This is a genomic window from Dyella sedimenti (assembly GCF_022760995.1).
Classification (GTDB): domain Bacteria; phylum Pseudomonadota; class Gammaproteobacteria; order Xanthomonadales; family Rhodanobacteraceae; genus Dyella; species Dyella sedimenti.
Genome location: NZ_JAKWJO010000007.1, coordinates 55,512 through 79,059, shown reverse-complemented (window position 1 = coordinate 79,059; position 23,548 = coordinate 55,512). Strand labels below are relative to the sequence as shown.

At 69.3% G+C, this 23,548-nt stretch carries 21 protein-coding genes; 9 read left to right on the top strand and 12 right to left on the bottom strand.

The window, feature by feature from the left end; genetic code table 11:
- Positions 1-24 precede the first annotated feature (24 nt).
- Positions 25-861: a class I SAM-dependent methyltransferase gene (locus MJ605_RS14800; RefSeq protein ID WP_243042315.1), complete on the top strand. Its 837-nt coding sequence runs from the start codon at positions 25-27 to the stop codon at positions 859-861.
- On the opposite strand, the gene MJ605_RS14795 is transcribed toward MJ605_RS14800, so the two are convergent.
- The gene (locus tag MJ605_RS14795) at positions 858-2,576 is read right to left on the bottom strand and encodes a sensor domain-containing diguanylate cyclase (protein WP_243042314.1); all 1,719 of its coding nucleotides are present in this window, start codon (positions 2,574-2,576) and stop codon (positions 858-860) included. The two genes, MJ605_RS14800 and MJ605_RS14795, sit on opposite strands and share 4 nt — an antisense overlap.
- Before the next feature lie 198 nt (positions 2,577-2,774).
- Here MJ605_RS14795 and MJ605_RS14790 point away from each other — a divergent pair, with 198 nt between their 5' ends.
- Positions 2,775-4,073 carry an MFS transporter gene (locus tag MJ605_RS14790; protein ID WP_243042313.1) on the top strand — a complete coding sequence of 433 codons (1,299 nt, stop codon included), beginning with the start codon at positions 2,775-2,777 and terminating at the stop codon, positions 4,071-4,073.
- Positions 4,074-4,223: 150 nt separating this feature from the next.
- Here the strand turns inward: MJ605_RS14790 and MJ605_RS14785 are convergent, their stop codons facing one another.
- Positions 4,224-5,504, bottom strand: a complete 1,281-nt coding sequence (locus MJ605_RS14785) for an alkaline phosphatase family protein (RefSeq protein WP_243042312.1) — start codon at positions 5,502-5,504, stop codon at positions 4,224-4,226.
- A 75-nt stretch (positions 5,505-5,579) separates the two neighbouring features.
- Here MJ605_RS14785 and MJ605_RS14780 point away from each other — a divergent pair, with 75 nt between their 5' ends.
- Positions 5,580-5,837, top strand: a complete 258-nt coding sequence (locus MJ605_RS14780; RefSeq protein ID WP_243042311.1) for a hypothetical protein — start codon at positions 5,580-5,582, stop codon at positions 5,835-5,837.
- A gap of 22 nt (positions 5,838-5,859) precedes the next feature.
- On the opposite strand, the gene MJ605_RS14775 is transcribed toward MJ605_RS14780, so the two are convergent.
- Positions 5,860-6,381 carry a methylated-DNA--[protein]-cysteine S-methyltransferase gene (locus MJ605_RS14775; protein ID WP_243042310.1) on the bottom strand — a complete coding sequence of 174 codons (522 nt, stop codon included), beginning with the start codon at positions 6,379-6,381 and terminating at the stop codon, positions 5,860-5,862.
- The gene (locus MJ605_RS14770; protein WP_243042309.1) at positions 6,381-7,868 is read right to left on the bottom strand and encodes a DNA-3-methyladenine glycosylase 2 family protein; all 1,488 of its coding nucleotides are present in this window, start codon (positions 7,866-7,868) and stop codon (positions 6,381-6,383) included. Before MJ605_RS14770 ends, MJ605_RS14775 begins: the two co-directional genes overlap by 1 nt.
- A 159-nt stretch (positions 7,869-8,027) precedes the next feature.
- Here MJ605_RS14770 and hutU point away from each other — a divergent pair, with 159 nt between their 5' ends.
- From hutU to MJ605_RS14750, 4 genes are all read left to right on the top strand, one after another.
- Positions 8,028-9,698, top strand: coding sequence for a urocanate hydratase (gene hutU / locus MJ605_RS14765; protein ID WP_243042308.1), 1,671 nt, complete (start codon positions 8,028-8,030; stop codon positions 9,696-9,698).
- 152 nt (positions 9,699-9,850) lie between these two features.
- On the top strand, positions 9,851-10,240 hold the full coding sequence (locus MJ605_RS14760; RefSeq protein WP_243042307.1) for an MAPEG family protein: 390 nt from the start codon (positions 9,851-9,853) through the stop codon (positions 10,238-10,240).
- Between the two features lie 252 nt (positions 10,241-10,492).
- Positions 10,493-11,266: an iron-containing redox enzyme family protein gene (locus MJ605_RS14755; protein ID WP_243042306.1), complete on the top strand. Its 774-nt coding sequence runs from the start codon at positions 10,493-10,495 to the stop codon at positions 11,264-11,266.
- A 117-nt stretch (positions 11,267-11,383) separates the two neighbouring features.
- Positions 11,384-14,089, top strand: a complete 2,706-nt coding sequence (locus MJ605_RS14750; protein ID WP_345779539.1) for a putative bifunctional diguanylate cyclase/phosphodiesterase — start codon at positions 11,384-11,386, stop codon at positions 14,087-14,089.
- Positions 14,090-14,102: 13 nt separating this feature from the next.
- Here the strand turns inward: MJ605_RS14750 and msrA are convergent, their stop codons facing one another.
- The 6 genes from msrA to MJ605_RS14720 form a co-directional block, all read right to left on the bottom strand.
- Positions 14,103-14,804, bottom strand: a complete 702-nt coding sequence (gene msrA / locus MJ605_RS14745) for a peptide-methionine (S)-S-oxide reductase MsrA (protein WP_243042304.1) — start codon at positions 14,802-14,804, stop codon at positions 14,103-14,105.
- Between the two features lie 273 nt (positions 14,805-15,077).
- Positions 15,078-15,299: an RNA-binding S4 domain-containing protein gene (locus MJ605_RS14740; protein WP_243042445.1), complete on the bottom strand. Its 222-nt coding sequence runs from the start codon at positions 15,297-15,299 to the stop codon at positions 15,078-15,080.
- 5 nt (positions 15,300-15,304) lie between these two features.
- The gene (locus tag MJ605_RS14735; RefSeq protein WP_243042303.1) at positions 15,305-15,733 is read right to left on the bottom strand and encodes a barstar family protein; all 429 of its coding nucleotides are present in this window, start codon (positions 15,731-15,733) and stop codon (positions 15,305-15,307) included.
- Positions 15,730-16,128: a guanyl-specific ribonuclease gene (locus tag MJ605_RS14730; RefSeq protein WP_243042302.1), complete on the bottom strand. Its 399-nt coding sequence runs from the start codon at positions 16,126-16,128 to the stop codon at positions 15,730-15,732. The genes MJ605_RS14735 and MJ605_RS14730 overlap by 4 nt, the downstream gene beginning before the upstream one ends.
- A 63-nt stretch (positions 16,129-16,191) precedes the next feature.
- The gene (locus MJ605_RS14725) at positions 16,192-17,034 is read right to left on the bottom strand and encodes a DUF72 domain-containing protein (protein ID WP_243042301.1); all 843 of its coding nucleotides are present in this window, start codon (positions 17,032-17,034) and stop codon (positions 16,192-16,194) included.
- A gap of 134 nt (positions 17,035-17,168) precedes the next feature.
- Positions 17,169-19,604, bottom strand: coding sequence for a DUF3772 domain-containing protein (locus MJ605_RS14720; RefSeq protein WP_243042300.1), 2,436 nt, complete (start codon positions 19,602-19,604; stop codon positions 17,169-17,171).
- An 86-nt stretch (positions 19,605-19,690) separates the two neighbouring features.
- Between MJ605_RS14720 and nfi the strand changes: the two genes are divergently transcribed.
- Positions 19,691-20,413: a deoxyribonuclease V gene (gene nfi, locus MJ605_RS14715; protein ID WP_243042299.1), complete on the top strand. Its 723-nt coding sequence runs from the start codon at positions 19,691-19,693 to the stop codon at positions 20,411-20,413.
- Here nfi and MJ605_RS14710 read toward each other — a convergent pair.
- Together MJ605_RS14710 and MJ605_RS14705 are read right to left on the bottom strand one after the other, a co-directional pair.
- Positions 20,383-20,757 (bottom strand): Fur family transcriptional regulator, encoded by a 375-nt coding sequence (locus tag MJ605_RS14710; protein WP_243042298.1) that lies wholly within the window; start codon positions 20,755-20,757, stop codon positions 20,383-20,385. The genes nfi and MJ605_RS14710 overlap by 31 nt on opposite strands.
- A complete protein-coding gene (locus tag MJ605_RS14705; RefSeq protein WP_243042297.1) occupies positions 20,750-21,373 on the bottom strand; it encodes a PadR family transcriptional regulator in 624 nt (207 codons plus the stop codon). The genes MJ605_RS14710 and MJ605_RS14705 overlap by 8 nt, the downstream gene beginning before the upstream one ends.
- 191 nt (positions 21,374-21,564) lie before the next feature.
- On the opposite strand from MJ605_RS14705, the gene MJ605_RS14700 reads away from it, so the two are divergent.
- Positions 21,565-23,424: an ABC transporter ATP-binding protein gene (locus MJ605_RS14700; protein WP_243042296.1), complete on the top strand. Its 1,860-nt coding sequence runs from the start codon at positions 21,565-21,567 to the stop codon at positions 23,422-23,424.
- Positions 23,425-23,548 lie beyond the last annotated feature (124 nt).

Below are 23,548 nucleotides of genomic sequence, written 5' to 3'. Positions count from 1 at the left end.
CGCTTTTTCCCAGGAGATTCCTTCGTGCCGCACTATGCCGGTCCCTTGCTGATGCGCCCCGAGGCCGAGGCGATGCTGGCCGCGCGCGACCGCGGCGACGGCGCATGGCATGGCTCGCTGGACCTGGGGCGCTCGAAGGGCGAGGCGTCGTTGCAAGCCGACGCCTGGCAGTGGAAGGGACGCTCCTATCCTTATCCGTCGCGATTGAAGGACCGCACCATCTACTGGTGGGACGGCGACGAGTTCGCGGCGGTGTCGCGCTACGCCAGCTCGCTCATCAAGCTGGTACCCACCGAGTGGGGCGCGCCGACCTTCGAGATCGATGGCATCAAGATGCTGCCCACCGCGAAGGCCTCGCCGTTCGAGGATGCGCGCCGCAAGGTGGCGCTGGTCGAGCCGCGCGGCAAGGCGGTGCTCGATACCTGCGGCGGGCTGGGCTATTTCGCCGCCTGCTGCCTGGAAGCGGGCGCCTCGCGCATCCACTCGTTCGAGAAGAACCCGGACGTGCTGTGGTTGCGCACGCTCAACCCGTGGTCGCCGGACCCGGATGCGAGCGGCGGCCGGTTGCAACTCGTGCAGGCGGACGTGTCGCAGGCCATCGTGCGGATCGCCGACGCCTCGGTGGATGCGCTGCTGCACGATCCGCCGCGCTTCGGCATCGCCGGCGAGCTGTACTCGCAGGCGTTCTACGACCAGCTCGCGCGCGTGCTGCGTCGCGGCGGGCGGCTGTTCCACTACACCGGCAGTCCCAACAGGCTCACCAGCGCCCGCGACGTGCCGCGCGAGGTGGCCGGGCGGCTGGAGAAGGCGGGCTTCAAGGCGCAATTGGCCCTGGACGGCGTGCTGGCGACGCGGCGCTAGGCGCTTTTGCACACCGTGGCGGGCAATGGCGCGTGGGCAACGATGCGGTTGCGCCCGTCGGTCTTGGCGCGATACAGCGCATTGTCGGCGCGGGCGATCAGCTCGTCGCTGGTGTCGGCATCGCCTTGCAGGCTGGCCACACCCATGCTGATGGTGGTCTGCAGGCTGCAGCCGCGCGAGTGCACGTGCAGGTGCTCGATGCCGTGGCGGATGCGCTCGCCGATGGCCATCGCCTGCTCGTGCGTGGCGCCCGGCAGGCACACTACGAATTCCTCGCCGCCGTAGCGGCCCAGCCAGTCCGAGGGGCGCAGCTCGTCGGCGATCGCCTCGGCGACGGCGCGCAGGCAGGCATCGCCGGCCTGGTGACCGTAGCGGTCGTTGACCGACTTGAAGTGATCCATGTCCAGGAACAGCAGGGCGAGCGGCGCCCGCTGCCGGTTCGCCTCGGCGATGGCCGCGTGCAGCCGCCGGAGCAGGGCGCGGCGGTTGAGCACGCCGGTGAGCGCGTCGTGGTCGGCCAGGTGGTGGGCCACGTCGCGCTCGCGCCGCGCGCGCAGCGACAGGTCGGCCAGGCCGATGGTGACCACGATGCTGGAGAACGCCATGGTGAAGGGAAAGCCGTATTCCAGCCAGCGGGGCTGGTCCAGGCGCAGCAGCACCTGGCAGACGCGCAGGAAGGTGAACAGCACCTGCGGCATCCAGGCGATCAGGAAGAAGCGCGCCTGGCGGCCATGGCGCGCGGCCAGCAGCACGGTGCCCAGTGACCACAGCGAGGACAGCATGAACCACAGGTTGTACGCGCTGGCCAGCCACTGCGTGCGCTCGGCGAACGGCAGGCACAGCAGCGGTATGGCGACCAGGAACGGCCAGCGCATCCAGCCCAGGATGCGCGCGGCGCGCGGCGTGATCTCGCGCAGGTTGCAGAACTCCAGGATGAAGGAGATCGACAGCGGCGCGCTCAACGCCGCGAACAGCCAGGGCGCGTGCGTGCCCAGCGGCACCAGCAGGGCGCCGCCGGGCAACTGGTAGATCTCGCCGCTGACCAGCATCTGGTAGATCAGCTGGAAGCTGGCGTAGCCGATGAAGTACACCAGCACGCGGTCGCGCAGCAGCAGCCACAGGCACAGCGCGGCCAGGATCATGGTGAACTGCACGCTGGCGAACAGCGTGGCCAGGCGCACGTGGTCCAGGTCCTCGTCCTGGTAGGTGGCCAGGTCGGCGAGCGCGGGCTTGATCGGGCGGGTGAAGCTGTCGGCGGCCACCTGCACATAGACCGGCTGGCCGGCGCGCAGGTCGTGCGGCAGTTCCAGCGCCAGGCGATGGCGTGAGAAGCGCTGCACCGCCGCGGTCTGCGCGAACCACAGCCGTTGCGGCCGGTAGTCGGGCGGGACATAGACGGTGAGCGGCACATAAGCCGCGCCGGTGAAGCTGAGCACGGGTGAGGTCGGCTGGTTCCAGTCGCGGTCCAGCACCAGCCGGTACCAGCGCTGCGTCCCGGCCGCGTTCGGCGTATAGGGCGAGCGGACCGGTGCGAACGCGGCGTCATGCGTTCCCCGCACCACATCCTCTGCCTGCGCGGCGGACGCGCGCGCGTCGGGCAGCATGCCGATCCGCAGCGCGGGCGGGCCGGCGACGGGCGACGCGGCATCCGCGCGCGGCGCGCACAGCGCCACGACGAGGCATGCGAAAAAGAGCAGCACGGGTCTGCGTTGCACCGTTCTCCCCTGTGTTGACGGCCCCCCAGCCGGTGTACGGGTCCGGCCGGCCACGCCGACGATCCCATGGGTTCCACTATGTATCACGCCGGCCGGGCGCCGGATGTACACCGTTGGTAGGAGCCGCCGCGCCGCGGGTCGATTGCCCATGCCGCAAGCCCTATGCTTACGTCTCCCCGTGGCGGTCTGGGTTGGATCATGGCAAGGCAGGATGGCGTGGACGCAGGCTCTCCCGATGGTTATCGGCCATCGCCGCCCGGCGCTGAAGCACCGGGATTCATCCGCCACGGCACGCCTCTCTTCCGCCAGGCCAACCTGGCGCTGTTCGCCGCGGGACTGGCCACCTTCGGCCTGCTCTATTGCACCCAGCCCTTGATGCCCGAGTTCAGCCGGGACTACGGCGTGAGCGCGGCCGCCGCGTCGCTGTCGTTGTCGCTGACCACCGGCGTGCTGGCCTTCGCCATGCTGTTCGCCGGCGGCGTGTCGGACGCCTGGGGGCGCAAGTCGGTGATGACCGCCTCGCTGATTTCCTCGGCGCTGCTGGTGCTGCTGACCGCGCTGGTGCCGGACTGGCACATGCTGCTGATCCTGCGCACGCTGCTGGGGCTGACCCTGAGCGGGCTGCCGGCGGTGGCCATGACCTATCTCAGCGAGGAGATGCATCCCGAATCGATCGGCCTGGGCATGGGTCTGTACATCAGCGGCAATGCGATCGGCGGCATGGGTGGGCGGCTGGTGGCCGGCGTGCTTGCCGATTTCGTGGGCTGGCGCTGGGGCGTGGCCACGGTGGGACTGATCGGGCTGGTGTCGGGACTGGTGTTCTGGCGCAGCCTGCCGCCGTCGCGGCACCACGTGCGCCACCCGCTGCAGTTGCGCGCGCTGCTCGGCCGCTTCGCGCTGGCCTTCCGCGATGCCGGCCTGCCGTGGCTGTTCGCGGAAGGCTTCCTGCTGCTGGGCGCCTTCGTCACCGTCTACAACTACATCGGCTACCGCCTGCTGGCGCCGCCGTACGGGCTGGGGCAGGCGATGGTGGGCGCGATCTTCAGCGTGTACCTGATCGGTACCTTCAGTTCGGCCTGGATGGGCCACCTGGCCGGACGGCTGGGCCGGCGCAAGGTGCTGTGGACTGCGTTCGCGCTGATGCTGCTGGGCGTGGGGCTCACCGTGCTGCGGCCGCTGCCGCTGATCGTGCTCGGCATCGTGGCGATCACCTTCGGCTTCTTCGGCGGGCATTCCATCGCCAGCAGCTGGGTGGGCCGGCGCGCCGGCCACGCCAAGGCGCAGGCCTCGTCGATGTACCTGTTCTCCTACTACATGGGTTCCAGCCTGGCCGGCGCGGGCGGCGGCCTGTTCTATGCCTCGCACGGCTGGAATGGCGTGGCCGTGTTCGTCACCGCGCTGATCGTGGCCGGCCTGCTGGTCGCCTGGCGACTGTACCGCCTGCCGCCGCTGCCGGGCCCGCCATCGCCCGGCACCGAGCCGCCGATTCCGCAATGAGCCATCGCGCTCCCCTTGTAGGAGCGCACCCGGTGCGCGACCTGCTCGTCATCCCGGCCCTCGCCCCCTTTTGTGGGGGGGCGCCGGGATGACGAGTCATGAAGCGCAAGGCGGTCGCAAGGGAGGAGCATCCCTGCGCCACCACACCAGCTACCTCGCCTCGGGCCTGAGCATGTCCTGCACCGCCTGGTAGTCGCCGTCGTTCGCGGCGGCGGGCAGGCCGAGCAGGTGGGCCATCAGCGGATAGACGTCCACGTTCGGGAACGAAGGCACCGTGGCGCCCTGGCGGAACGCCGGGCCGTGCGCCACGAACAGGGCCTGCATCTGCGGCGCCTCGTTGTCGTAGCCGTGCTCGCCCAGGCTGAGCTTGCCCTTGTGTTTGGCCACGTAGTCCGAGGTGGTGATGCGCCAGCCCACGTCGGCCAGGCACAGCAGCTGCGGCACGCGCGGGTTGCTGCCGTAGGCCAGGCGCGCCGGCACGCGCGACTTGTCCCAGCAGGTCATATGCTGCTGCGGACGTTCCAGGTGCGCCTCGATGCGGGCGAACTCGTGGCCGGGCTTCGGATTGATGCCGGCCAGCACGCCCAGGCTCACCACGTCCACCTCGTGCAGCGGCGCCAGCTTGTCCAGCAGGATACTGTGGTCGGCGGGCACCGTGGCCATGCCGTGGTCGGCCAGTATGACCAGGTTGATGCGGTCGAGCAGGCCGCGCTGGCGCAGGCCGTCGACCAGGCGCGCGAGCGCCGCGTCGGTGTCGCGCAGCGCCTGGTCGACCTGCGGCGTATCCGGACCGTAGGCGTGGCCGGCATGGTCCACTTCGTCGAAATACAGGGTGAGGAAGCCCGGGCGTTCGCCGGCGGGCAGGTCCAGCCACGCAAGGACCTGGTCCACGCGCTGCTCGGGCGTGACGCTGCCGTCGTACGGCTTCCAGTAGTCGGGATGCTTGCCGTGGATGTCCGCCTCGGAGCCGGGCCAGAACATGGTGGCGGTGCGCAGGCCGTGCTGGTCCGCCGTCTCCCACAGCGGCGTGCCTTCGTTCCACCATTGGCCGTTGCCGACCGCGGCGCGGTTGCCCAGCGAGAACTTGCCGAGCGCAGGATCGGTCATGGTGTTGTTGACGATGCCGTGGTGGTCCGGGCGCAGGCCGGTAACGATGGTGTAGTGGTTGGGAAAAGTCAGCGACGGAAACGATGGCTGCATGCCGGTGGCGCGCACGCCATCCTTCGCCAGTTGTGCCAGTGTCGGGGTGAATCCGCGTTCCAGATAGTCGCTGCGGTAGCCGTCGATGGAGATCAATAGCAGTGGCGTGGGCGCGGCCTTGGAGAGGGCGGCCTGGGCTTGGACCGGTGCCGGAGCCGGTGCCGGCTGAGTGGCGCAACCCGCACCGAATGCGGCTAGCGTGCACAGCAACAGGTGAAACGGTAATTTCATGCGTGGTTCCGTACGATGGATGCAAACGACGCATTCTTACCTAGCCGTATGACTATTACACGACCTCTGGCTTGCATGGTTCTGCTGATAGCACTCGTCCCGCTCGCATGGATGAGCGTGGCGCATGCGCAGCAGGATGCGCCAGCCGTGGCCGCGACGGCGAAGTCATCCGCGCCGCCGCCGAAGGCTGGCCACGGCAAGGCTGCCGCGGCGCCGGCCAAGGGCGTGCATGCCGGCACCAAGACCAACGGCGGGCACTATCCGCCGCGCCAGCGTGCCTCGATGGCGCAGTACCAGAACGCGGTGACGCCGCCGCTGGATACCGGACGCTAGCGCGATCCTTCCCGGCTGATGCTCAGCCTGCGTGCGCGGCGGTGCCGAACAGGTCGCCATGGGCGATGCGATCCTCCAGCGACAGCAGGTGGCGCTTGGCCGGCAGGCCGCCGCCGAAACCGGTGAGGCTGCCGTCGGCGCCGATCACCCGGTGGCACGGCACCACGATCGGCAGGGGATTGCGTCCGTTCGCGGCGCCGACCGCGCGCACCGCCTGTGGCTGTCCGATGCGGCGCGCGAGTTCGCCGTAGCTGATGGTGGCGCCATAGGGAATGCGCGTCAGCTCCCGCCACACTTCGCGCTGGAATGGCGTGCCCAGCGGTTGCAGCGGCAGGTCGAACTGCCGGCGCATGCCGGCGAAGTATTCCTCCAGCTGTTGCCGCGCAAGGGCCAGCGGCGCGATGGCGCCGCGTTGCCATGAAAGTTGCGGCGATGCCCGGTGGCGTCCCCGTTCGAACCCGATCTCGCGCAGGCCGGCTTCGCCGGCCACCAGCCGTAGCATGCCGACCGGGCTGAGCATGTCGTCGTACCAGATCGCTTGCATCACACCACCTTCGTCGTCGTTGCGGCGGCATCGCTGGCGCCGCGCCACAGGTGCATCACCGCATAGGCGCGCCAGGGACGCCACGCGTCCGCCAGCTCGGTCAGCGCGCGGGCGCCCAGCGCGGGCCCGCCGCCCGCCGCCGCGCGGCGCAGGATCAAGTCCGCGGCGGGAAATGCGTCGGGATGGCTCAGCGCGCGCATCGCCATGTAGTGCGCGGTCCATTCGCCGATGCCCGGTAGCGCCACCCAGCGCTCGATGAATGTCTCCAGCGGCTGTTCGTGGCGGAAATCGATGCGGCCGTCCAGCAACGCGCGCGCCACGCCGCGTACGGTAGCGGCGCGCGCGGAGGTGAGGCCAAGCGTGCCCAGGTCGGCATCGGCCAGCGCCTCCGGGGCGGGGAACAGCCGCTCCAGCCCGGGCAGTGGCGCGTTGGCCACCGATGTGCCGTAGCGCTGCACGATGCGCGTGGCCAGCGTGCGCGCGGCGGCCACGCTGACCTGTTGCCCGAGGATCGCGCGCACCGCGATCTCGAAGCCGTCCCAGCCGCCGGGCAGGCGCAGGCCGGGGCGCTTGCGCCACAGCGGCTTGAGCAGCTTGCTCGCCTGCAGCGCCTCGCCGATCGATTGCGGGTTCGCGTCCAGGTCGAACATGCGCCGCAATGTCGTCACCACCGGCAGCATCTGTGCCGGCTGCGGGCAATGCAGTCGCAGCCGCAGTGCGTGCTCGCCGCCCGGCCAGGCGTCCAGCCGCAGCCAGCCCGGTGCCTCGGCGTGGCCGAACACGCGCGCATAGCTGGTCTCGTCCACCGTTTCCACGCCCGGCAGGGCGCGGGTGCGCAGGAACGTGAGCATCGCGGCGAAATCGTACGGCGGCCGGTAGCCGAGCCGCAGCGTGATCGCATCGCCGTCGGTCTTGGCGGGATGGCGGCGCAGTTCGCGCGGCGACATCCGGTTCGCCTGCGCGAAGGCGGCGTTGAAACGCCGCAGGCTGCGGAAGCCGGAGGCATGCGCCACTTCCGTCACCGGCAGCGCGGTCTCGGTCAGCAATTGCTTGGCGAACAGCAGGCGCCGCGTGGTGTGCACGCTGATCGGCGGCGCGCCCAGCCGTTCCACGAACAGCCGGCGCAACTGCCGCGCGCCGAGGCCGACCCGCTCGGCCATCGCCTCGACCGACAGTTCGTCGCCATCCATCAGCTTGAGCGTGCGCGCGATCACATGGTCACCGCGCCGCCAGGCGTCGTTGCCCGGCGACAGTTCGGGGCGGCAGCGCAGGCAGGGACGAAAGCCCGCCGCCTCGGCCGCCGCGGCGCTGGCGTAGTAACGCACGTGCTGCGGCTTCGGCGGCGGCGCGGGGCAGACCGGGCGGCAGTAGATGCGCGTGCTGGTGACGGCGGTGAAGAACAGGCCGTCGAAGCGCGCGTCGCGGCTCAGTCGCGCCTGCTCGCAGATGCGTTCGTCGGGCAAGGGGGAAAGGGATGCGGCAACCATGGCCGCAGGCTAGCACCGCCGCCCGGTCCTGACTCGCCGTTTTCGGACATCGATGTTCGTCGCGACGGTGGCCGCGCCGCGTTTTGACGCGCTGCGGTTTGCGGGCGCGGGGCCGGCTCGCCACAATCGGGCTTTCCCCTCCGGCTGGGATGCTTTGCCATGAACGCACCGACCCGCATCGATACCACCCGCACCATCCGCGCGCCGCGCGGCGGCGAGCTGAGCTGCAAGAGCTGGCTGACCGAGGCGCCGTTCCGGATGCTGCAGAACAACCTCGATCCCGAGGTGGCGGAGAACCCGGCCGAGCTGGTCGTGTACGGCGGCATCGGCCGCGCCGCGCGCAACTGGGAGTGCTTCGACGCGATCCTGCGCAGCCTGCGCGAGCTGGGCGACGACGAAACCCTGCTGGTCCAGTCCGGCAAGCCGGTCGGCGTGTTCCGCACCCATCCGGATGCACCGCGCGTGCTGCTGGCCAACTCCAACCTGGTGCCGGCCTGGGCAAACTGGGAGCACTTCAACGAACTGGATCGCAAGGACCTGATGATGTACGGCCAGATGACGGCCGGGTCGTGGATCTACATCGGTTCGCAGGGCATCGTGCAGGGCACCTACGAGACGTTCGTGGAGATGGGGCGCCAGCATTACGGCGGCAGCCTCAAGGGCCGGTGGATCTTCACCGCCGGCCTCGGCGGCATGGGCGGCGCGCAACCGCTGGCCGCATCGCTGGCCGACGCCTGCTCGCTCATCATCGAATGCCAGCAGAGCCGCATCGATTTCCGCCTGAAGACGCGCTACGTGGACGAGCAGGCCGCCGGCCTGGACGACGCGCTGGCGCGCATCGCGAAGTACACCGCCGCCGGCGAGGCGAAGTCGGTCGCGCTGCTCGGCAACGCCGCCGACGTGCTGCCGGAACTCGTGCGCCGCGGCGTGCGCCCGGACGCGGTCACCGACCAGACCAGCGCGCACGATCCGGTCAACGGCTACCTGCCGGAAGGCTGGACGGTGGACCAGTGGTTCGAGCGCCGCAAGAGCGATCCGGCCGGTACCGCCAAGGCGGCCAGGCAGTCGATGAAAAAGCACGTGGAGGCGATGCTCGCGTTCCACGCGCAGGGCGTGCCCACCTTCGACTACGGCAACAATATCCGCCAGATGGCGAAGGATGAAGGCTGCGCGGACGCGTTCGCGTTCCCCGGCTTCGTGCCCGCGTTCGTGCGCCCGCTGTTCTGCCGTGGCGTGGGACCGTTCCGTTGGGTCGCGCTGTCCGGCGATCCGGAGGACATCTACAAGACCGACGCGAAGGTGAAGGAGCTGATCCCCGACGATCCGCACCTGCACCGCTGGCTGGACATGGCGCGGGAACGCATCCGCTTCCAGGGATTGCCGGCGCGCATCTGCTGGGTTGGCCTGGGCCAGCGGCACAAGCTCGGCCTCGCCTTCAACGAGATGGTGCGCAAGGGCGAGCTGAAGGCGCCGGTGGTGATCGGCCGCGACCACCTGGATTCCGGTTCGGTCGCCAGCCCCAACCGCGAGACCGAGGCGATGCGCGACGGTTCCGACGCGGTCAGCGACTGGCCGCTGCTGAATGCCATGCTCAACGTGGCCGGCGGCGCGACGTGGGTGTCGCTGCACCACGGCGGCGGCGTCGGCATGGGCTATTCGCAGCACGCGGGCGTGGTGATCGTGTGCGACGGCAGCGAGGCGGCCGATCAGCGCATCGCCCGCGTGCTGTGGAACGACCCCGGCACTGGCGTGATGCGCCACGCGGACGCAGGCTACGACCTCGCCATCGCCTGCGCGAGGGAGCAGGGGCTGAAGCTGCCGATGTTGTAGGCCTATCCATTCCCTTGTGGGAGCGCACCCTGTGTGCGACTGCGAGGCGCTCGTCGCGCACAGGGTGCGCTCCCGCAAGGGCTCGCGGCGCGCTGGTGCCGGCATGGGCGAGGGCGCATGATGGCGCCACTTCCCACGTGAGGAGGCACGCTATGCCGGTCGAGCTGAAGATGCTGGGGTGGTCGGTGGTGCTGGGGCTGGTGTATGTGCTGTTCGCGGCCACGCTGGGCACGCGGCAGCGCGGGCTGGCATGGAACGTGGGCAACCGCGAAGGCGAGCCGCCCCCGCTGTCGGGCAGCGCGGCGCGCGCCGAGCGGGCCAGCCGGAATTACCTGGAGACCTTTGTCTTCTTCGCCGCCGCCGTGCTGGCCGTGGTATTGGCCCAGCGCGGCAATGCGAACAGTGCCTGGGGCGTGCAGCTTTATTTCTGGGCGCGCCTGGTCTACCTGCCGCTGTACGCCATCGGCATTCCCTACCTGCGTACCCTGGTGTGGACGGTGTCGCTGGTGGGCATCGTGCTGGTGCTGTCGGCCTTGCTCTAGCGCCGTCAATTTGACGGATGACGGTTTTGTGGCGCCATGGTCTTGGCGGCCATGGTGGCGCCGTGCGCCTTGGCGGATACCGGCTCATTTCTGGTTATTCTTTTTATTCAAATGGTTAGGTGATTCGCGAGGGTTTTCCCCGAGCAGGAGGTTCGCAAGCGCTTGCAGCCTTGACCACTATGCAGTTCCGGCGCACCGCGCCGGGCCGCCGGCGGGGGCCGGCGGCTTTCCCGCTGATGACTGGAGAACTGCATGAACACCCATTTCGAACGTACCGGCCCGCTGGCCGAGCTTTCCAGCTACCCGCGCTGGGCCCGGGAAGTGATCGAGGCCTGCGAACCCGCCCGTCGGAGCGTGCGAGACCACGTGATGTGGGACCTGATGGTGGAAGGGAACATCGACCTGGCCACCATGCGCCACTTCATGGTGGGCACCTGGTCGCTGATCGAGCGCTTTCCCTCTTTCATGGCGCAGAGCCTGATGAAGACCCGCTACGGCCGCAGCGCCGGCGACAACCTCGCGCGCCGCTGGCTGGTGCGCAATATCCGGGTGGAGCAGAACCACGCCGAATACTGGCTGGACTGGGCCGAGGGCGCCGGCGTGGCGCGTGCCGAGGTGCTGGAGGGACGGCCCCCGCTCGGCACCCAGACCGCGGCCGAGTGGTGCCACGAGGTGTGCGGGCGCGATACGTTGGCCGCCGGCATGGCCGCCACCAACTACGCCATCGAGGGCGTTACCGGGGAATGGTCGCAAAAGGTCTATGACAGCGTGGCTTATGCCGATAGTCTTCCCGCCGGTGGCCGCAAGGCGACGCTGCGCTGGCTACAGCTTCATGCGGCCTATGACGATACCCATCCGTGGGAAGCCCTGGAGATTGTCTGTACCCTGATGGGCAACCAGCCGGCCCCGGAAGAGGTGGAACACCTGCGCGAATGCATCGAGCGCAGCTATGTCAGCCTCCACTACGGGCTGGAGCGTTGTCTGGCACAGCCGCCAGTCGAAGAGGTCGAGGAGCAGGCCGCCTGAGCCGGGCCCTGCCGCCAGCCGTGTGATGGGATGCGATGCAGCTTTGCGAAGTGGTCAGGTAAAAGGGACGCCATGGATTCCATCCGTAGCACCTCTGGCAGACCGCTGTCCCGACGCTTGAGGCCACTGGCCTACGGGCTGGTGGCCGTCATCGGCCTGATCCTGTTGTTGACCTGGGGCGCGCTCCAGGTCCAGGTCACTCTCGCCGGGTTCCTCAACGGCGAGAGTGTCTGGAGCAAGGCGCAGAAGCAGGCGGTGATCGACCTTTCCGACTATGCGGCCACCGGCCGCGCCGAACGCCTCGCCGCGTTCGACGAGAACTACGGCCTGCTGATGTCCGACGGCTGGGCGCGCGACGCCATCGCCGCCGGCCGCTACGATCCGGCCGCGGTGGAGCTGGCGTTCCAGCGTGGCAGGATCCTGCCCCCCGCCAAGCCCGGCATGATCTTCATGCTGCGCTGCTGCACCGGCGTCTCGCACATGCGCGAGGCGGTGGCTGCATGGCGCGCGGCGGACCAGCCGCTGGCTCGGCTGGGCGTGGTCGCCAGGGAATTGCGGCAGGCCTACGCGCAAGGACAGCCGGACCCCGGCTGGACCCATTGGCAGCGGCAGCGCATCGACGCGCTCAACGACGAGCTGGAACCGCTGACCAAGCGCTTCTCGCTGGAAGTGGCGCAGGGCGCCATGTGGCTGGGCCGCGTGCTGTTCCTCGGCGTGTTCTTCACCGCGTGCCTGGCCTCGCTGCTGTGGCTGCGCATGGCGCGCCGCATCCTCCTGAGCATCCGCGGCACCGAGGAGCGCTACAGCCTGCTGTACGACAGCGCCGCCGACGCCATCGTGATGGTGGACGACGCCACCGGGCGCATCCTCGGCGCCAACCGCACCGCGCTGCAATGGACCGGGCGCAGCGTGGACGCGCTGGTCGGCGCGGAGCTGTCCGAATTGTTCGTGCCGCTGCAGCATCGCGCGGACGGCGCGGTCACCGGCGAGCTGCGCGGGCCCGGCGGCCAGCGGCGTCCGGTGGAGATGCGCAGCAGCCTGGCCTACTGGGGCGCGCAGAGCGTACGCCAGTCGATCCTGCGCGACATCACCGAGCGAGTGAACCTGGAGCAGCAGCGGCGCATCGCCGCCGAGGCGCTGGCCAGCATCGCCGAGGGCGTCATCATCGCCGACGCCGAACGCCGCGTGACGCGGGTGAACGCGGCGCATATCCGCATGACCGGCTATACCGCGCCGTCCCTGCAGGGCGTGCGCTTCGACGACCTGCGCTGCCTGCCCGACGGCGATCCGCTGCCCGATGCGATCTGGGACACCATCGAGCGCGAGGGCAACTGGGTCGGCGAGGTGCGCAGCCGCCGCCTGGACGGCACCGCCTTTCCCGAATGGCTGAGCGTCAGCGCCATCCGCGACCAGAACGGGCGGATCCAGCACTACGTGGCCGTCATCAACAACATCAGCACCGCCAAGGCCAACGAGCAGCGCCTGCAATACATGGCGGCACACGACCCGCTCACCGGCCTGGCCAACCGCGCCGAGTTCGAGCGGCGCTGCGTGCAGGCGCTGGCGGCGGCCGAGCGGGCGCGCGGCATGATGGCGATACTGTTCATCGACCTGGATGCGTTCAAGGTGGTGAACGACAGCTACACGCACGCCATCGGCGACCAACTGCTGGTCAAGGTGGCCGAGCGCATCGTCTATGAACTGGGCGACCACGGGCTGGCAGGGCGCATCGGCGGCGACGAGTTCACCGTGCTGCTGGGCGAGCTGTATTCGCGCGAGCAGGCCAGCGCGCTGGCCGGTCGGCTGCTGGCCGCACTGGCGGCGCCGGTGGTGGTGGGCGACTACGAGCTGGCGCTCAGTGCGAGCATCGGCATCGCCAGCTATCCGCTGGACGGCACCGACGTGCCCACCCTGATCACCAACGCCGACGCGGCCATGTACGCGGCCAAGACCGAGGAGCGCAACGCGTTGCGCTTCTACTCGCCGCGCATGCAGGCGGACGCGCGCCGGCGCATCGCGCTGGCCTCCGAGCTGCGCCGGGCGCTGACGGAGAACGAGTTCCACCTGGTGTTCCAGCCCAGCGTGGAGATGCGCAGCGGGCGCATCGTGGCGGTGGAGGCGCTGCTGCGCTGGCAGCATCCGCAGCGCGGGCGCATCGCGCCCGGCGAGTTCATTCCCATGGCGGAGAAGCTGGGCCTGATCCGCCGCATCGACCAGTGGGTGCTGCAGGCCGCCTGCACGCAGATGAGCCAGTGGGACCGGGCTGGCGTGCCGCCGCTGCGCATGGCGGTGAACGTTTCCGCGCACTGGTTCGGCCAGGCCAATTTCGTGGACGACATCCGCGCCCTGCTGGAATCGCGGCGGCTGGCGCCGGAACGCCTGATGCTGGAGATCACCGAGGGTGCGATCCTGCGCCTCGGCGAGGAGATGGAGCGCACCCTGCGCGCGCTCAACGCGCTGGGCGTGGGCGTGGCGATCGACGACTTCGGCACCGGCTATTCGTCGATGAGCTACCTCAAGCTGCGCGCCATCGCCTACCTGAAGATCGACCAGAGCTTCGTCGCCGGCTTGCCGGACAACGACAGCGATGGCGCCATCGTCGAGGCCATGCTCACCTTGTGCCGCAAGCTGGGCATCAGTCCCATCGCCGAGGGCATCGAGACGGAAGAGCAGCACCGCTTCCTGCTGCGCGCCGGCTGCCCGGAAGGGCAGGGCTACCTCTATTCCAGGCCGGTCGAGCCGGAGGTGATCGTGCAACTGCTCGCCGCCGGGCGCCGGCAGGGCAGCGGCTCGCACTTGCGGCTGGTGCCGCCCGAGGCGTGAAGCCGGCCGGCGGCTAATGCAACTGCACCGACACCACCTCGCGGGGTGACTGGTACAGCGCCGGGAACTGCTGCTTCAGGTGAACCACCTTCGGCGCGTCGTTGAACACGATGTAGGCATCGTCCGGATGCCGCTCGGCGTAGTCCTGGTGGTAGGCCTCGGCCATGTAGAAGCCTTTCAGCGGCACCACCTGGGTCACGATCGGGTCGCCATAGACATGCGCCGCGGTGAGCTGGGCGATATAGGCGGTGGCGATCCGCTGCTGTTCCTCGTCGGCATAGAAAATCGCCGAGCGGTACTGCGTACCCACGTCCGGCCCCTGCCGGTTGAGCAGGGTGGGGTCGGTGGCCACCGAGAAGTACACCTTCAGTAGCTGGCCATAGCTGACCTTGGCGGGGTCGTAGAGAATCTTCACCGACTCGGCATGGCCGGTATCGCCGTCGCTGACACGCTCGTAATTGGCCGTGGCGGCATCGCCGCCGGCATAGCCGGCCCACACGCGCCGCACGCCCTTGACGTGCTCGAACACTGCCTGCAGGCCCCAGAAGCAGCCGCCGGCCAGCACAGCCACCTGCTCGCCTTGCCGGGGCGCGGCATCGACGGCCGGATCGGGCAGGGCGGCGCTGCCGCCGCCGGCGGAGGCCAGGCCACAGGCGCCCAGGCTGAGCAGCAGGCCGGCGAGCAGGGGAAACCAGGTAAGGCGGCGAAGGCGCATGGCGGCACTCCCGAAGCGGACGAGGACGGAACCCCGGCGGCGGGATTCCTTGCCCGTTAGTTCGCTTACGGGGCTCGTCCGGTTACCTCGATGCTGGCCCCGGCTCTTTAGAGCCTGTTCAACATCTCGGTGTTATCCAAGCTACCCCCTCCCAACCTCCCCCTGCGTGCAGGGGGAGGAGCCAAAAACGTGCGTTCTCTCGCCCCCTCCCCTGCGCGCAGGGGAGGGTTGGGGTGGGGTGCTTGTGGCCGGACGAAGATTTTGAACAGGCTCTTAGGGCGCGGCGTGCACGCGGATCACCACATCCTCGATCCGCACCACCTGGCCCGCATGGATCTTGCACGTCTTGCGCAGCTCCGGCTCGCCGTCCACCGACACCGCGCCGCTGGCAACGATGGCCTTGCCGGCGCCCCCGCTGTCGCACAGGCCCACCAGCTTCAGCAACTGGTTGAGTTCCACGTGGTCGCGGTCCAGTTCGAAATCCAGTTCGCGCATGGGCATCAGGTTTCGTCGAAGGCGCTTTCGGGCAGCGCGAAGAATACGAAGAAGGGCATGCCCTCGTCCTGCCAGTAGTCCACCGCTTCCTCCAGGATGTCGAGCAGGGTGTCGAAATCTTCCTCGCTGGCCTCGCGCATGTCCTCGGCCCGGTCCAGCAGCAGGATCACGCCGGTGGCCTTCAGCCACGACAGGTCGCGCACGCTGTCGGCCAGCGCGTCCCAGTTGCGGCCGAAATCGGCGGGCAGGCGCAGGGCGACGGTCAACTGGTCGTACAGCGTGTCGCGGCTGGCGTAGCCGGCCAGGCTGGCGCGGCATACGCGCAGGCCCTCCATGCCGGCGGCCTCGGCCAGCGGATCGAGATCCTCGGAGGTGACGAAGAAGATGCCGCCGTGCGACGGGTCGCCGAAGTCGAGATCGAACTGCGCATTCATCGGGATACCTGGAACGGGCGGAACGTGCGGTAGTGGTCGTCGGTGTAGTAGTACTCGCGGGGCGGCGTGCCGCCGGTGATGATGCGCCGCGCGCCGCGGTAGTCCAGCCCCGGCGTATCCACGGTGTACTCGTGGTAGTAGCCCTCCGGCATCGCCGGCAGGCGGTGTTCGCGGTTCTGGAACACCACGCCGTCCTGCCGATGCTCGAATGGGCCGCCGCGTGCGATGCGCGAAAGCGTATCGGACGCCTCGGGCGGCAGGAACGGCGGCAGCCCGGCCGCCGTGGCGTGCGTCGTGTCCGCGCTGGTGACGGGTGGCGTTGGCGCATGGCGGCCCCACAGCAGGGCGGCGATGGCCAGCACGGCCATCAGCAATAGGGGTTTGAAGGCGCGCATGAACGGTTGCCTGGGCGGATGGCGCGAGTGTAGAGCTTCCGTCGCCTTCCGGCATCCGGCGGCTCAGCCGCCAGCGTCCACCCGCTGTTGCAGCGTCATCGCCGCGGCCGGGTTGCGCTCCTTGGCGCTGCTGATGAAATAGACGAACACCTCGCGCGGCCCTTCCGTCGGCCGTTCCGGCGTCACATGCGGCAGTTCGGCCGGGTCCCCGCCTTCCGCCCACTGGCGCGCGCGCGTCGCCCAGGCATCGAGTTCGTCGGCGGGGTAGCCGGTATCGAGGTGCGACTGGCTGCGCATCAGCCGCGCATAGGCGAAATCGCCGGTAAGGTCCGCCAGCGATGGGTACTGTGGCGAATCGGTGAACACGGTGGGGATGCGGTGGCGGCGGGCCAGCGCGACGTACGCTTCATCGAGGAAGCTGGGATGGCGCACCTCCAGCACATGGCGCAGCGGTTGGCCGTCCAGTTCGCGCGGCAGCAGGTCGAGGAACGCCGCCAGGTCATCCGCATCGAACGGCCGCGACGGCGGCAATTGCCACAGCACCGGCCCCAGCCGGTCGCCGAATTCCGCCAGCCCGCCGAACACGAAGCCATCGATGCCGCGCGCGGTATCGGCCAGCCGCTTGCCTTCGGTGACGTAGCGTGGCGCCTTCAGCGAGAACACGAAGCCCTCCGGCGTTTCCGCCGCCCACTTCGCGTACGTCGCCGGCTTCTGCGCGCCGTAGAACGTGCCGTTGATCTCGATCGCCCGCAGCTGCCGGCTGGCGAACTCCAGTTCGCGCCGCTGCACCAGCCCCGCGGGATAGAAGTTGTTGCGCCACGGCGCGAAGGTCCAGCCGCCGATACCGGCACGAATGCGGGAGGCGGGAGTGGCTTTGCGGGTGGGGGCGAAAAGGTCGGCAGGCATGGGGGGGGATGATGCCATTGATCCTTGTTTGCCATCCGGGCAAGGAGCGTGATTGCTCTTCGCTCGTCATCCCGGCGCAGGCCGGGATGACGAGTGAAAAAGCATGGCGAGCGAGCGCCAGCCCTCATTGCCGATCAGGCCTTTCCCCCCGGGAACACTGTCGTCGAAGGCGCCCCGCCACCGCCATCCGCATGCGGCTGCATGGTCCGCACCACCATGTCCTGCGGCGTGGTCAGCGGCAGGTTGGCCTGGCGCAGGCGATCGATGATCTCGAACAACAGGTCGCTCTTCACGTTGCCGCCATCGCGCGGGTTGCCCACGTAGGCGGTGCATACGAAGGTCATCGAGCCGGAGTCGATGCTGTCCAGCTGCACGGTGGGCGCGGGCTTCTCCAGCGTGACCGGGTGGTTGCGCAGGATGTCCAGGACGATCTGCCGCACCTTGCTCGCGTCGGAGCTGAGCGGCATCGGCAGGTTGATCAGCACGCGGCCCAGGGCGTTGGCCAGGGTGACGTTGCGCACGTTCTGGGTAATCAGCTGCGAGTTGGGCACGATCATGGTGGAGCGGTCGCTGAGCTGGATCTCGGTGGCGCGCACGTTGATGCGGCGGATGTCGCCCTCCACGCCGCTGATGCTCACCCAGTCGCCCACCTTCACCGGCCGCTCGGCCAGCAGGATCAGGCCGGAGATGAAGTTCTGCACGATGGCCTGCAGGCCGAAGCCGATGCCCACCGACAATGCGCTGGCGATCCAGGCGATGCTCTGCACGTCCACCCGCAGCGTGCTCAGCACCAGCACCGCCACCAGGATGCTGCCCACATAGCCAAGCAGGGTGACGATGGAGGCCTGCATGCCCAGGTCCAGCGAGGTCTTTGGCAGCAGCTGCTGGCTCAGCCAGCGCTTGAGCAGGCGCACCACCGCGAAGCCGACCGCCAGCACCACCAGGGCCTTGAAGATGGCGGCGGGCTGGATGGTCAGCGTGCCCAGCGAGCGGCTGGAGAACAGGCGGCTGCCGCGTTCCATCAGGTCGCCGGCACCGGCGCCGTAGGGCGCCAGCACCAGCGGCAGGGCCAGCAGGAACAGGAAGGCGCGGCCCACGCCGGACAGCACGGTGGCGCCCTGTTCCAGCCGCGCGGGCGGGATGCCGAAGGTTTCCTGTATGCGCGCGCCGGTGCGCGTGGTGGGCGACAGCAGCGTCTCGCACAGGTCGTTGATCAGGTGCATCAGCAGGTACAGCGCGGCGATCATGAAGCCGCCGCGCACCATCTGCCGGGCCACGAAGAAGGCCAGCGCGATATAGCCGGTGAGCACGCCGAGCAGGGTGAGCAGGCTGCCAAGGAAGGCGCAGGCCACCAGCAGGCCGACCCACAGCGGCCGCTTGGCCGGCGTGTCGCCGTGGGCGACCAGCGCACGGCGCGCCCGCCCCATGCGCACCAGCGCGGCGGCGACCAGGCCGCCGATCAGGGTAGAGGTCAGGGCGTTGGCGGCCATCGCCAAGGCGAGGCTGGCGCTGATGTCGTTGGTGACGCGCTCGATCAGGCCGAGCAGCAATGTGCTGTAGGCCAGCAGGGTGGGAAACAGCCACAGGCGCCGGGCGAGGTCGTCGGAAATCGGCGGCAGACGCCAGGACGGGTGCCGCACGCTGAGCAGCGCGCGTCCCAGGCCCGCCATCATGGCGGTGAAGAACATCAGCCGGACCAGCGGCCACACCAGCGCATCCAGTTCCGGGTCGAACACGCCGCCCCAGTTCACTCCCAGGTAGATCAGCCAGGCGGCCAGGCCGTAGGTGAGCGTGGTGCCCAGGGCGATCAGCAGGGCCATCGCGCTGCGGCGCAGGTGGCCGGAGGGCAGGCGCTTGCTGACCAGTTCCAGGATCTGCTGCTCGATCAGCCGGCGTCCCACGGCCAGCAGCGCCACCGCGCCCAGCACGCACAGCACGAACGGCAGGCGGTTGGCCTGCCAGGCCTGCGCCAGCGCCGCCCAGACGCGGCTGCCGAGCTGGGCCAGGTTGGCGCGGTCGTCGGGGGAGCTCTGCGCCAGCCGTTTCCAGAACGACACGCTCAGCGGCGTATCGGTGCGCTGGCTGACCTGCGCCTGGAACAGGTCGCGGCGCAGCCCGGCGATCTGGGCGATCAGCTGCTGGCTTTCCAGGCTGAGCGTGCGCGCCTGCTTGATCTGGCCGTCCAGGTCGCTCTTGTCCTTGCTCAGCTGCTTGCGCTGGCTGGCCACCTCGGGCGCCTCGGCCGGCGCGCCCTTCTCCGGTGCGGGCCCGAGCACGTCCAGCTTGGCCTTCAGTGCCTCGGCCAGCGGCAGCAGGCTGGCGGTGAGCTGGTCCGCCTGCTGCTGCACGGCCTGCGCCTGGGTGCGCGCATCGGCCAGCATGTTGTCGGTGAGCTTGCCCTTGTCGGTGATGGCCTGCTTGATGTCGTCGAGCTGCGCGCTGAGCTGGTCGGGGCTGGCCAGGGCGGTTTGCGGGATCTGCGCCGGGTTCGCGGCGTTCTGTGACCAGGCGGTCGGGATGCCGGCGACGGCGAGGAACAGGATCAGCAGCAGGCGGGATGCGATAGGCATGGCGGCATGATCCGGGCCGCTGCCGGAGCGGTCAATGAATAAATGCCTTGACGATCCGTTCAGCGCACAGGCGTCACGCTTCCGGGATGCAGACGCTGGCCGACATGTCGATGGTACCGCCGTGGAGCGGCGACGTGGCCGGCGCGCGCGCCCTGCAGGTCACGCTGGCCGCGCGCGTGCGGCTGGAGGATGACCACCCGCCGTTGCGCCTCGTGGCCGGCGTCGACGTGGGCTTCGAGGAGGGTGGGGCGGTGACGCGCGCCGCCGCCGTGCTGCTGGATGCCCAGACGCTGACGCCGCTGGCCGAGGTGGTGGCGCGACAGCCCACGCAGATGCCCTACATTCCCGGCCTGCTGTCCTTCCGCGAACTGCCTGCGGTGCTGCAGGCCCTGGAGCAACTGCCGCAGCTGCCCGACCTGGTGTTCGTCGACGGCCACGGCGTGGCGCATCCGCGCGGGCTGGGCATCGCCGCGCACTTGGGCGTGGCCACCAACCTGCCGACCGTCGGCGTGGCCAAGTCCATCCTGGTGGGCACGCACGAGGCGCTCGGCCCGCTGCGCGGCGAGCGCGTGCCGCTGCACTACACGGGCAAGACGATCGGCTGGGTGCTGCGCAGCAAGGACGGCATCCGCCCGCTGGTCGTCTCGCCCGGCCACCGCGTCAGCATGCAGGCCGCGCCGGAACTGGTGCTGGCCTGCTGCACGCGCTATCGCCTGCCGGAACCGACGCGGCTGGCGGACCGGCTGGCCTCGCGCCGGGACGCCGCGCTGCGCGCCGGTCAGTCTCCTCTGATCGGCACCAGCCGGTAGCCGAACGCCGCCGCCAGCCGCGCAACGGCGGTCAGGGCGGCCGGGTCGCGCGCGGCGGGCGCGTCCACACCGCCACCGAAGCGCCAGCGCGCTCGCTCGTGCGGCACCGGTCGCGCGCTGGCCAGTCCCTGCTGTTCCAGCTCGCGCAGGAAGCGGTACACCGTGCCCAGGCTGGTGCGCGGCTCCAGCGTGCGTGCCCGGCGCATCAGTTCCACCGCATCCGGCTCGTCCTCCGCTTCGCGCAGTGACCGCCAGATCGCCAGCCGCGCCGGCGTGGCGCGCATGCCCGCCTGGAGCAGCGCCGCGTTGGCGTCGTCCATGGGCAGGGCGGCGCGTTCATGCATCCTCGCGCCCCTTGGCGATCTCCGCCGCCGCACGCTGGATGATCCCGCGCACCCGCTTCACCTCGGCCGCATTCCACGGGCCGCCATGCATCAGCAGCGCGCGCTTGAGGTTGTGCATCGCCTCGCGCAGCGCCATCGGCGCCGCCGCCCGCGCGAACAGCTTCGCGGTCTGCTTCATGCGCGACATCACCGCGTCGACCGCGTCCTTGTTCTCGGCCAGGAAGGCTTTGCCCTCCTCGGTGACGGTGTACAGCTTCTTGCCATCGCCGCTTTCCACCCGCGCATGGCCGAGTTCCTCCAGCAGGGTGAGGGTGGGATAGACCGCGCCGGGGCTAGGGGCGTAGGCGCCGTCGAACATCTCCTCGATGGTGCGGATCAGCTCATAGCCATGGCGCGGCTGCTCGGCGATCAACGCCAGCAGGATCAGCTTGAGGTCGCCGTGGCCGAATACGCGACCGCCACGGAAGCGGCCGCCCATGCCGCGCCCGCCGGCTCCCTCGTCGTCGAAGCCGCGCCCGAAGCCGCGGCCACGGCCGAAACCCATGGCTTCATGGGGCCAAGTGTCGTGGTGGTGGTGATTGTGGCCGTGGTGGCCGAAGAATGAGTGGAATCGCATGGATAGTTTACGATATATCTTAAGTAACAGTCTTACGATATATCTTATTTTGTTGGGAATGCAAGCGGGGTTGGCGTGCAGCGTTCAGAGCGGCAAGGCGGTAGCTACGCCACCAATCCAAAACTTGAAACTCCCCCTCTTCACCATCACTAACCAACGATTCCCTCCCGTCCCGAGGACGCATCCCCCTCATGCTCTTCCGCTGGTTCGAAAAGCTCATCGACCCGTTCAGGGCGCCCGCCGACGGCATGCCGCCCACCTCGGTGTGGCGTTTCTATGCCTATTACTTGCGCCAGGCCGGCCCGCTATTCGCGGTGGTGCTGCTGGTGGGGCTGGGCTTTGCGCTGGTGGAGGTGGCGCTGTTCGGGTTCATCGGGCGCATCGTGGACATGGCGCACGGCGTGCCGGCGGCGGATTTCTTCCATGTGCACGGCCATGAGCTGCTGTGGATGGGCTTCGTGGCACTGGTGCTGCGGCCGGTGCTGTCGGCGGTGCACGACCTGCTGGTGAACCAGGCGGTGGTGCCGGGACTGACCGCGCGCATCCGCTGGCAGCATCACCGCTACGTGGTCCGCCAGAGCCTGGGCTTTTTCCAGAACGATTTCGCCGGCCGCATCGCCAACCGCATCATGCAAACCGGTGCCTCGCTGCGCGAGTCGGCGGTACAGATCGTCGACGCCATGTGGTACGTGGTGATCTATACCGGCAGCGCCATCGTGATGTTCGCCCAGGCCGATGCCTGGCTGGCCGCGCCGCTGGTGCTGTGGCTGGGCTGCTACGTGGCGATCCTGGCCTATTTCGTGCCGCGCACCAAGGAGCGTTCGTGGAAGGCGTCGGAGGCGCGTTCGCGCCTGATGGGCCGCATCGTGGACGGCTACAGCAACATCCTCACGCTCAAGCTGTTCGCGCATACCCGCCGCGAGGAGGACTACGTGGCCGACGCCATGCGCACGCAGGTGGACAGCACGCGCGCGATGACGCGCCTGACCACCGCGATGGACGCCAGCATCACCACGCTCAACGGCTTCCTGATCGTGGGCACCTCGGGGCTGGCGGTGTGGTTGTGGAGCCAGGAAAAGATCACGGTCGGCGCCATCGCGCTGTGCACGGGCCTGGTCATCCGCATCAACAACATGTCCGGCTGGATCATGTGGGTGGTCAACGGCATCTTCGAGAACGTGGGCACGGTGCAGGACGGCATCACCACCATCTCGCAGCCGCGCGCGGTGCAGGACCGCGAGGGTGCGCCGCCGCTGGCGGTCACCGAGGGCAAGGTGCGCTTCGAGGACATCCACTTCCATTACGGCAAGCAGGGCGGGGTGATACCGGGGCTCGACCTGGAGGTGCGCGGCGGCGAGAAGATCGGCGTGGTCGGGCCGTCGGGCGCGGGCAAGTCCACGCTGGTGAACGTGCTGCTGCGCCTGTATGACCTGGAGGGCGGGCGCATCCTGGTCGACGGGCAGGACATCGCCACTGTCAGCCAGGAGAGCCTGCGCGCGCAGATCGGCGTGGTGACCCAGGACACCTCGCTGCTGCATCGCTCGATCCGCGACAACCTGCTGTACGGCCGCCCGGACGCCACCGAGGCGCAGCTGGCCGAGGCCGTACGCAAGGCGCGCGCGGACGAGTTCATTCCGCAACTGGTCGACGGCGAGGGCCGCACCGGCTACGACGCCCACGTCGGCGAGCGCGGCGTGAAGCTCAGCGGCGGGCAGCGCCAGCGCATCGCCATCGCCCGCGTGCTGCTGAAGGACGCACCGATCCTGGTGCTGGACGAGGCCACCTCGGCGCTGGATTCGGAGGCCGAGGCGGCGATCCAGGACAGTCTGGAGCTGCTGATGCGCGGCAAGACGGTGATCGCCATCGCCCACCGGCTCTCCACCATCGCGCGCATGGACCGCCTGGTGGTGATGGACAAGGGCCGCATCGTGGAAAGCGGCACGCATGCCGAGCTGATCGCGCGCGGCGGCCTGTATGCGCGCCTGTGGCAACGCCAGACCGGCGGCTTCGTGGCGGCGGAGGATCCGGCCGAGGACCACGCGCTGGCATGATGCCCTCCTTAAGCTCGTGTAGGAACGCACCCAGTGCGCGACCGCGGCATGGCCATGACTCCGCGGTCGCGCACAGGGTGCGCTCCTACAAAATTAAGGCTGGTTGGCCCTGAACGCTTGGCGG

Excerpts from the sequence above, each read along its gene's own strand:
- MJ605_RS14710 (WP_243042298.1), bottom strand. The coding sequence starts at position 20,757 with ATGCATGAACGCGCCGCCCTGCCCATGGACGACGCCAACGCGGCGCTG.
- MJ605_RS14790 (WP_243042313.1), top strand. The coding sequence starts at position 2,775 with ATGGCAAGGCAGGATGGCGTGGACGCAGGCTCTCCCGATGGTTATCGG.
- MJ605_RS14775 (WP_243042310.1), bottom strand. The coding sequence starts at position 6,381 with ATGCAAGCGATCTGGTACGACGACATGCTCAGCCCGGTCGGCATGCTA.
- nfi (WP_243042299.1), top strand. The coding sequence starts at position 19,691 with ATGCAGACGCTGGCCGACATGTCGATGGTACCGCCGTGGAGCGGCGAC.
- MJ605_RS14705 (WP_243042297.1), bottom strand. The coding sequence starts at position 21,373 with ATGCGATTCCACTCATTCTTCGGCCACCACGGCCACAATCACCACCAC.
- MJ605_RS14740 (WP_243042445.1), bottom strand. The coding sequence starts at position 15,299 with ATGCGCGAACTGGATTTCGAACTGGACCGCGACCACGTGGAACTCAAC.
- MJ605_RS14770 (WP_243042309.1), bottom strand. The coding sequence starts at position 7,868 with ATGGTTGCCGCATCCCTTTCCCCCTTGCCCGACGAACGCATCTGCGAG.
- MJ605_RS14730 (WP_243042302.1), bottom strand. The coding sequence starts at position 16,128 with ATGCGCGCCTTCAAACCCCTATTGCTGATGGCCGTGCTGGCCATCGCC.
- hutU (WP_243042308.1), top strand. The coding sequence starts at position 8,028 with ATGAACGCACCGACCCGCATCGATACCACCCGCACCATCCGCGCGCCG.
- MJ605_RS14780 (WP_243042311.1), top strand. The coding sequence starts at position 5,580 with ATGGTTCTGCTGATAGCACTCGTCCCGCTCGCATGGATGAGCGTGGCG.
- MJ605_RS14735 (WP_243042303.1), bottom strand. The coding sequence starts at position 15,733 with ATGAATGCGCAGTTCGATCTCGACTTCGGCGACCCGTCGCACGGCGGC.
- MJ605_RS14725 (WP_243042301.1), bottom strand. The coding sequence starts at position 17,034 with ATGCCTGCCGACCTTTTCGCCCCCACCCGCAAAGCCACTCCCGCCTCC.
- MJ605_RS14720 (WP_243042300.1), bottom strand. The coding sequence starts at position 19,604 with ATGCCTATCGCATCCCGCCTGCTGCTGATCCTGTTCCTCGCCGTCGCC.
- MJ605_RS14760 (WP_243042307.1), top strand. The coding sequence starts at position 9,851 with ATGCCGGTCGAGCTGAAGATGCTGGGGTGGTCGGTGGTGCTGGGGCTG.
- msrA (WP_243042304.1), bottom strand. The coding sequence starts at position 14,804 with ATGCGCCTTCGCCGCCTTACCTGGTTTCCCCTGCTCGCCGGCCTGCTG.
- MJ605_RS14755 (WP_243042306.1), top strand. The coding sequence starts at position 10,493 with ATGAACACCCATTTCGAACGTACCGGCCCGCTGGCCGAGCTTTCCAGC.
- MJ605_RS14700 (WP_243042296.1), top strand. The coding sequence starts at position 21,565 with ATGCTCTTCCGCTGGTTCGAAAAGCTCATCGACCCGTTCAGGGCGCCC.
- MJ605_RS14785 (WP_243042312.1), bottom strand. The coding sequence starts at position 5,504 with ATGAAATTACCGTTTCACCTGTTGCTGTGCACGCTAGCCGCATTCGGT.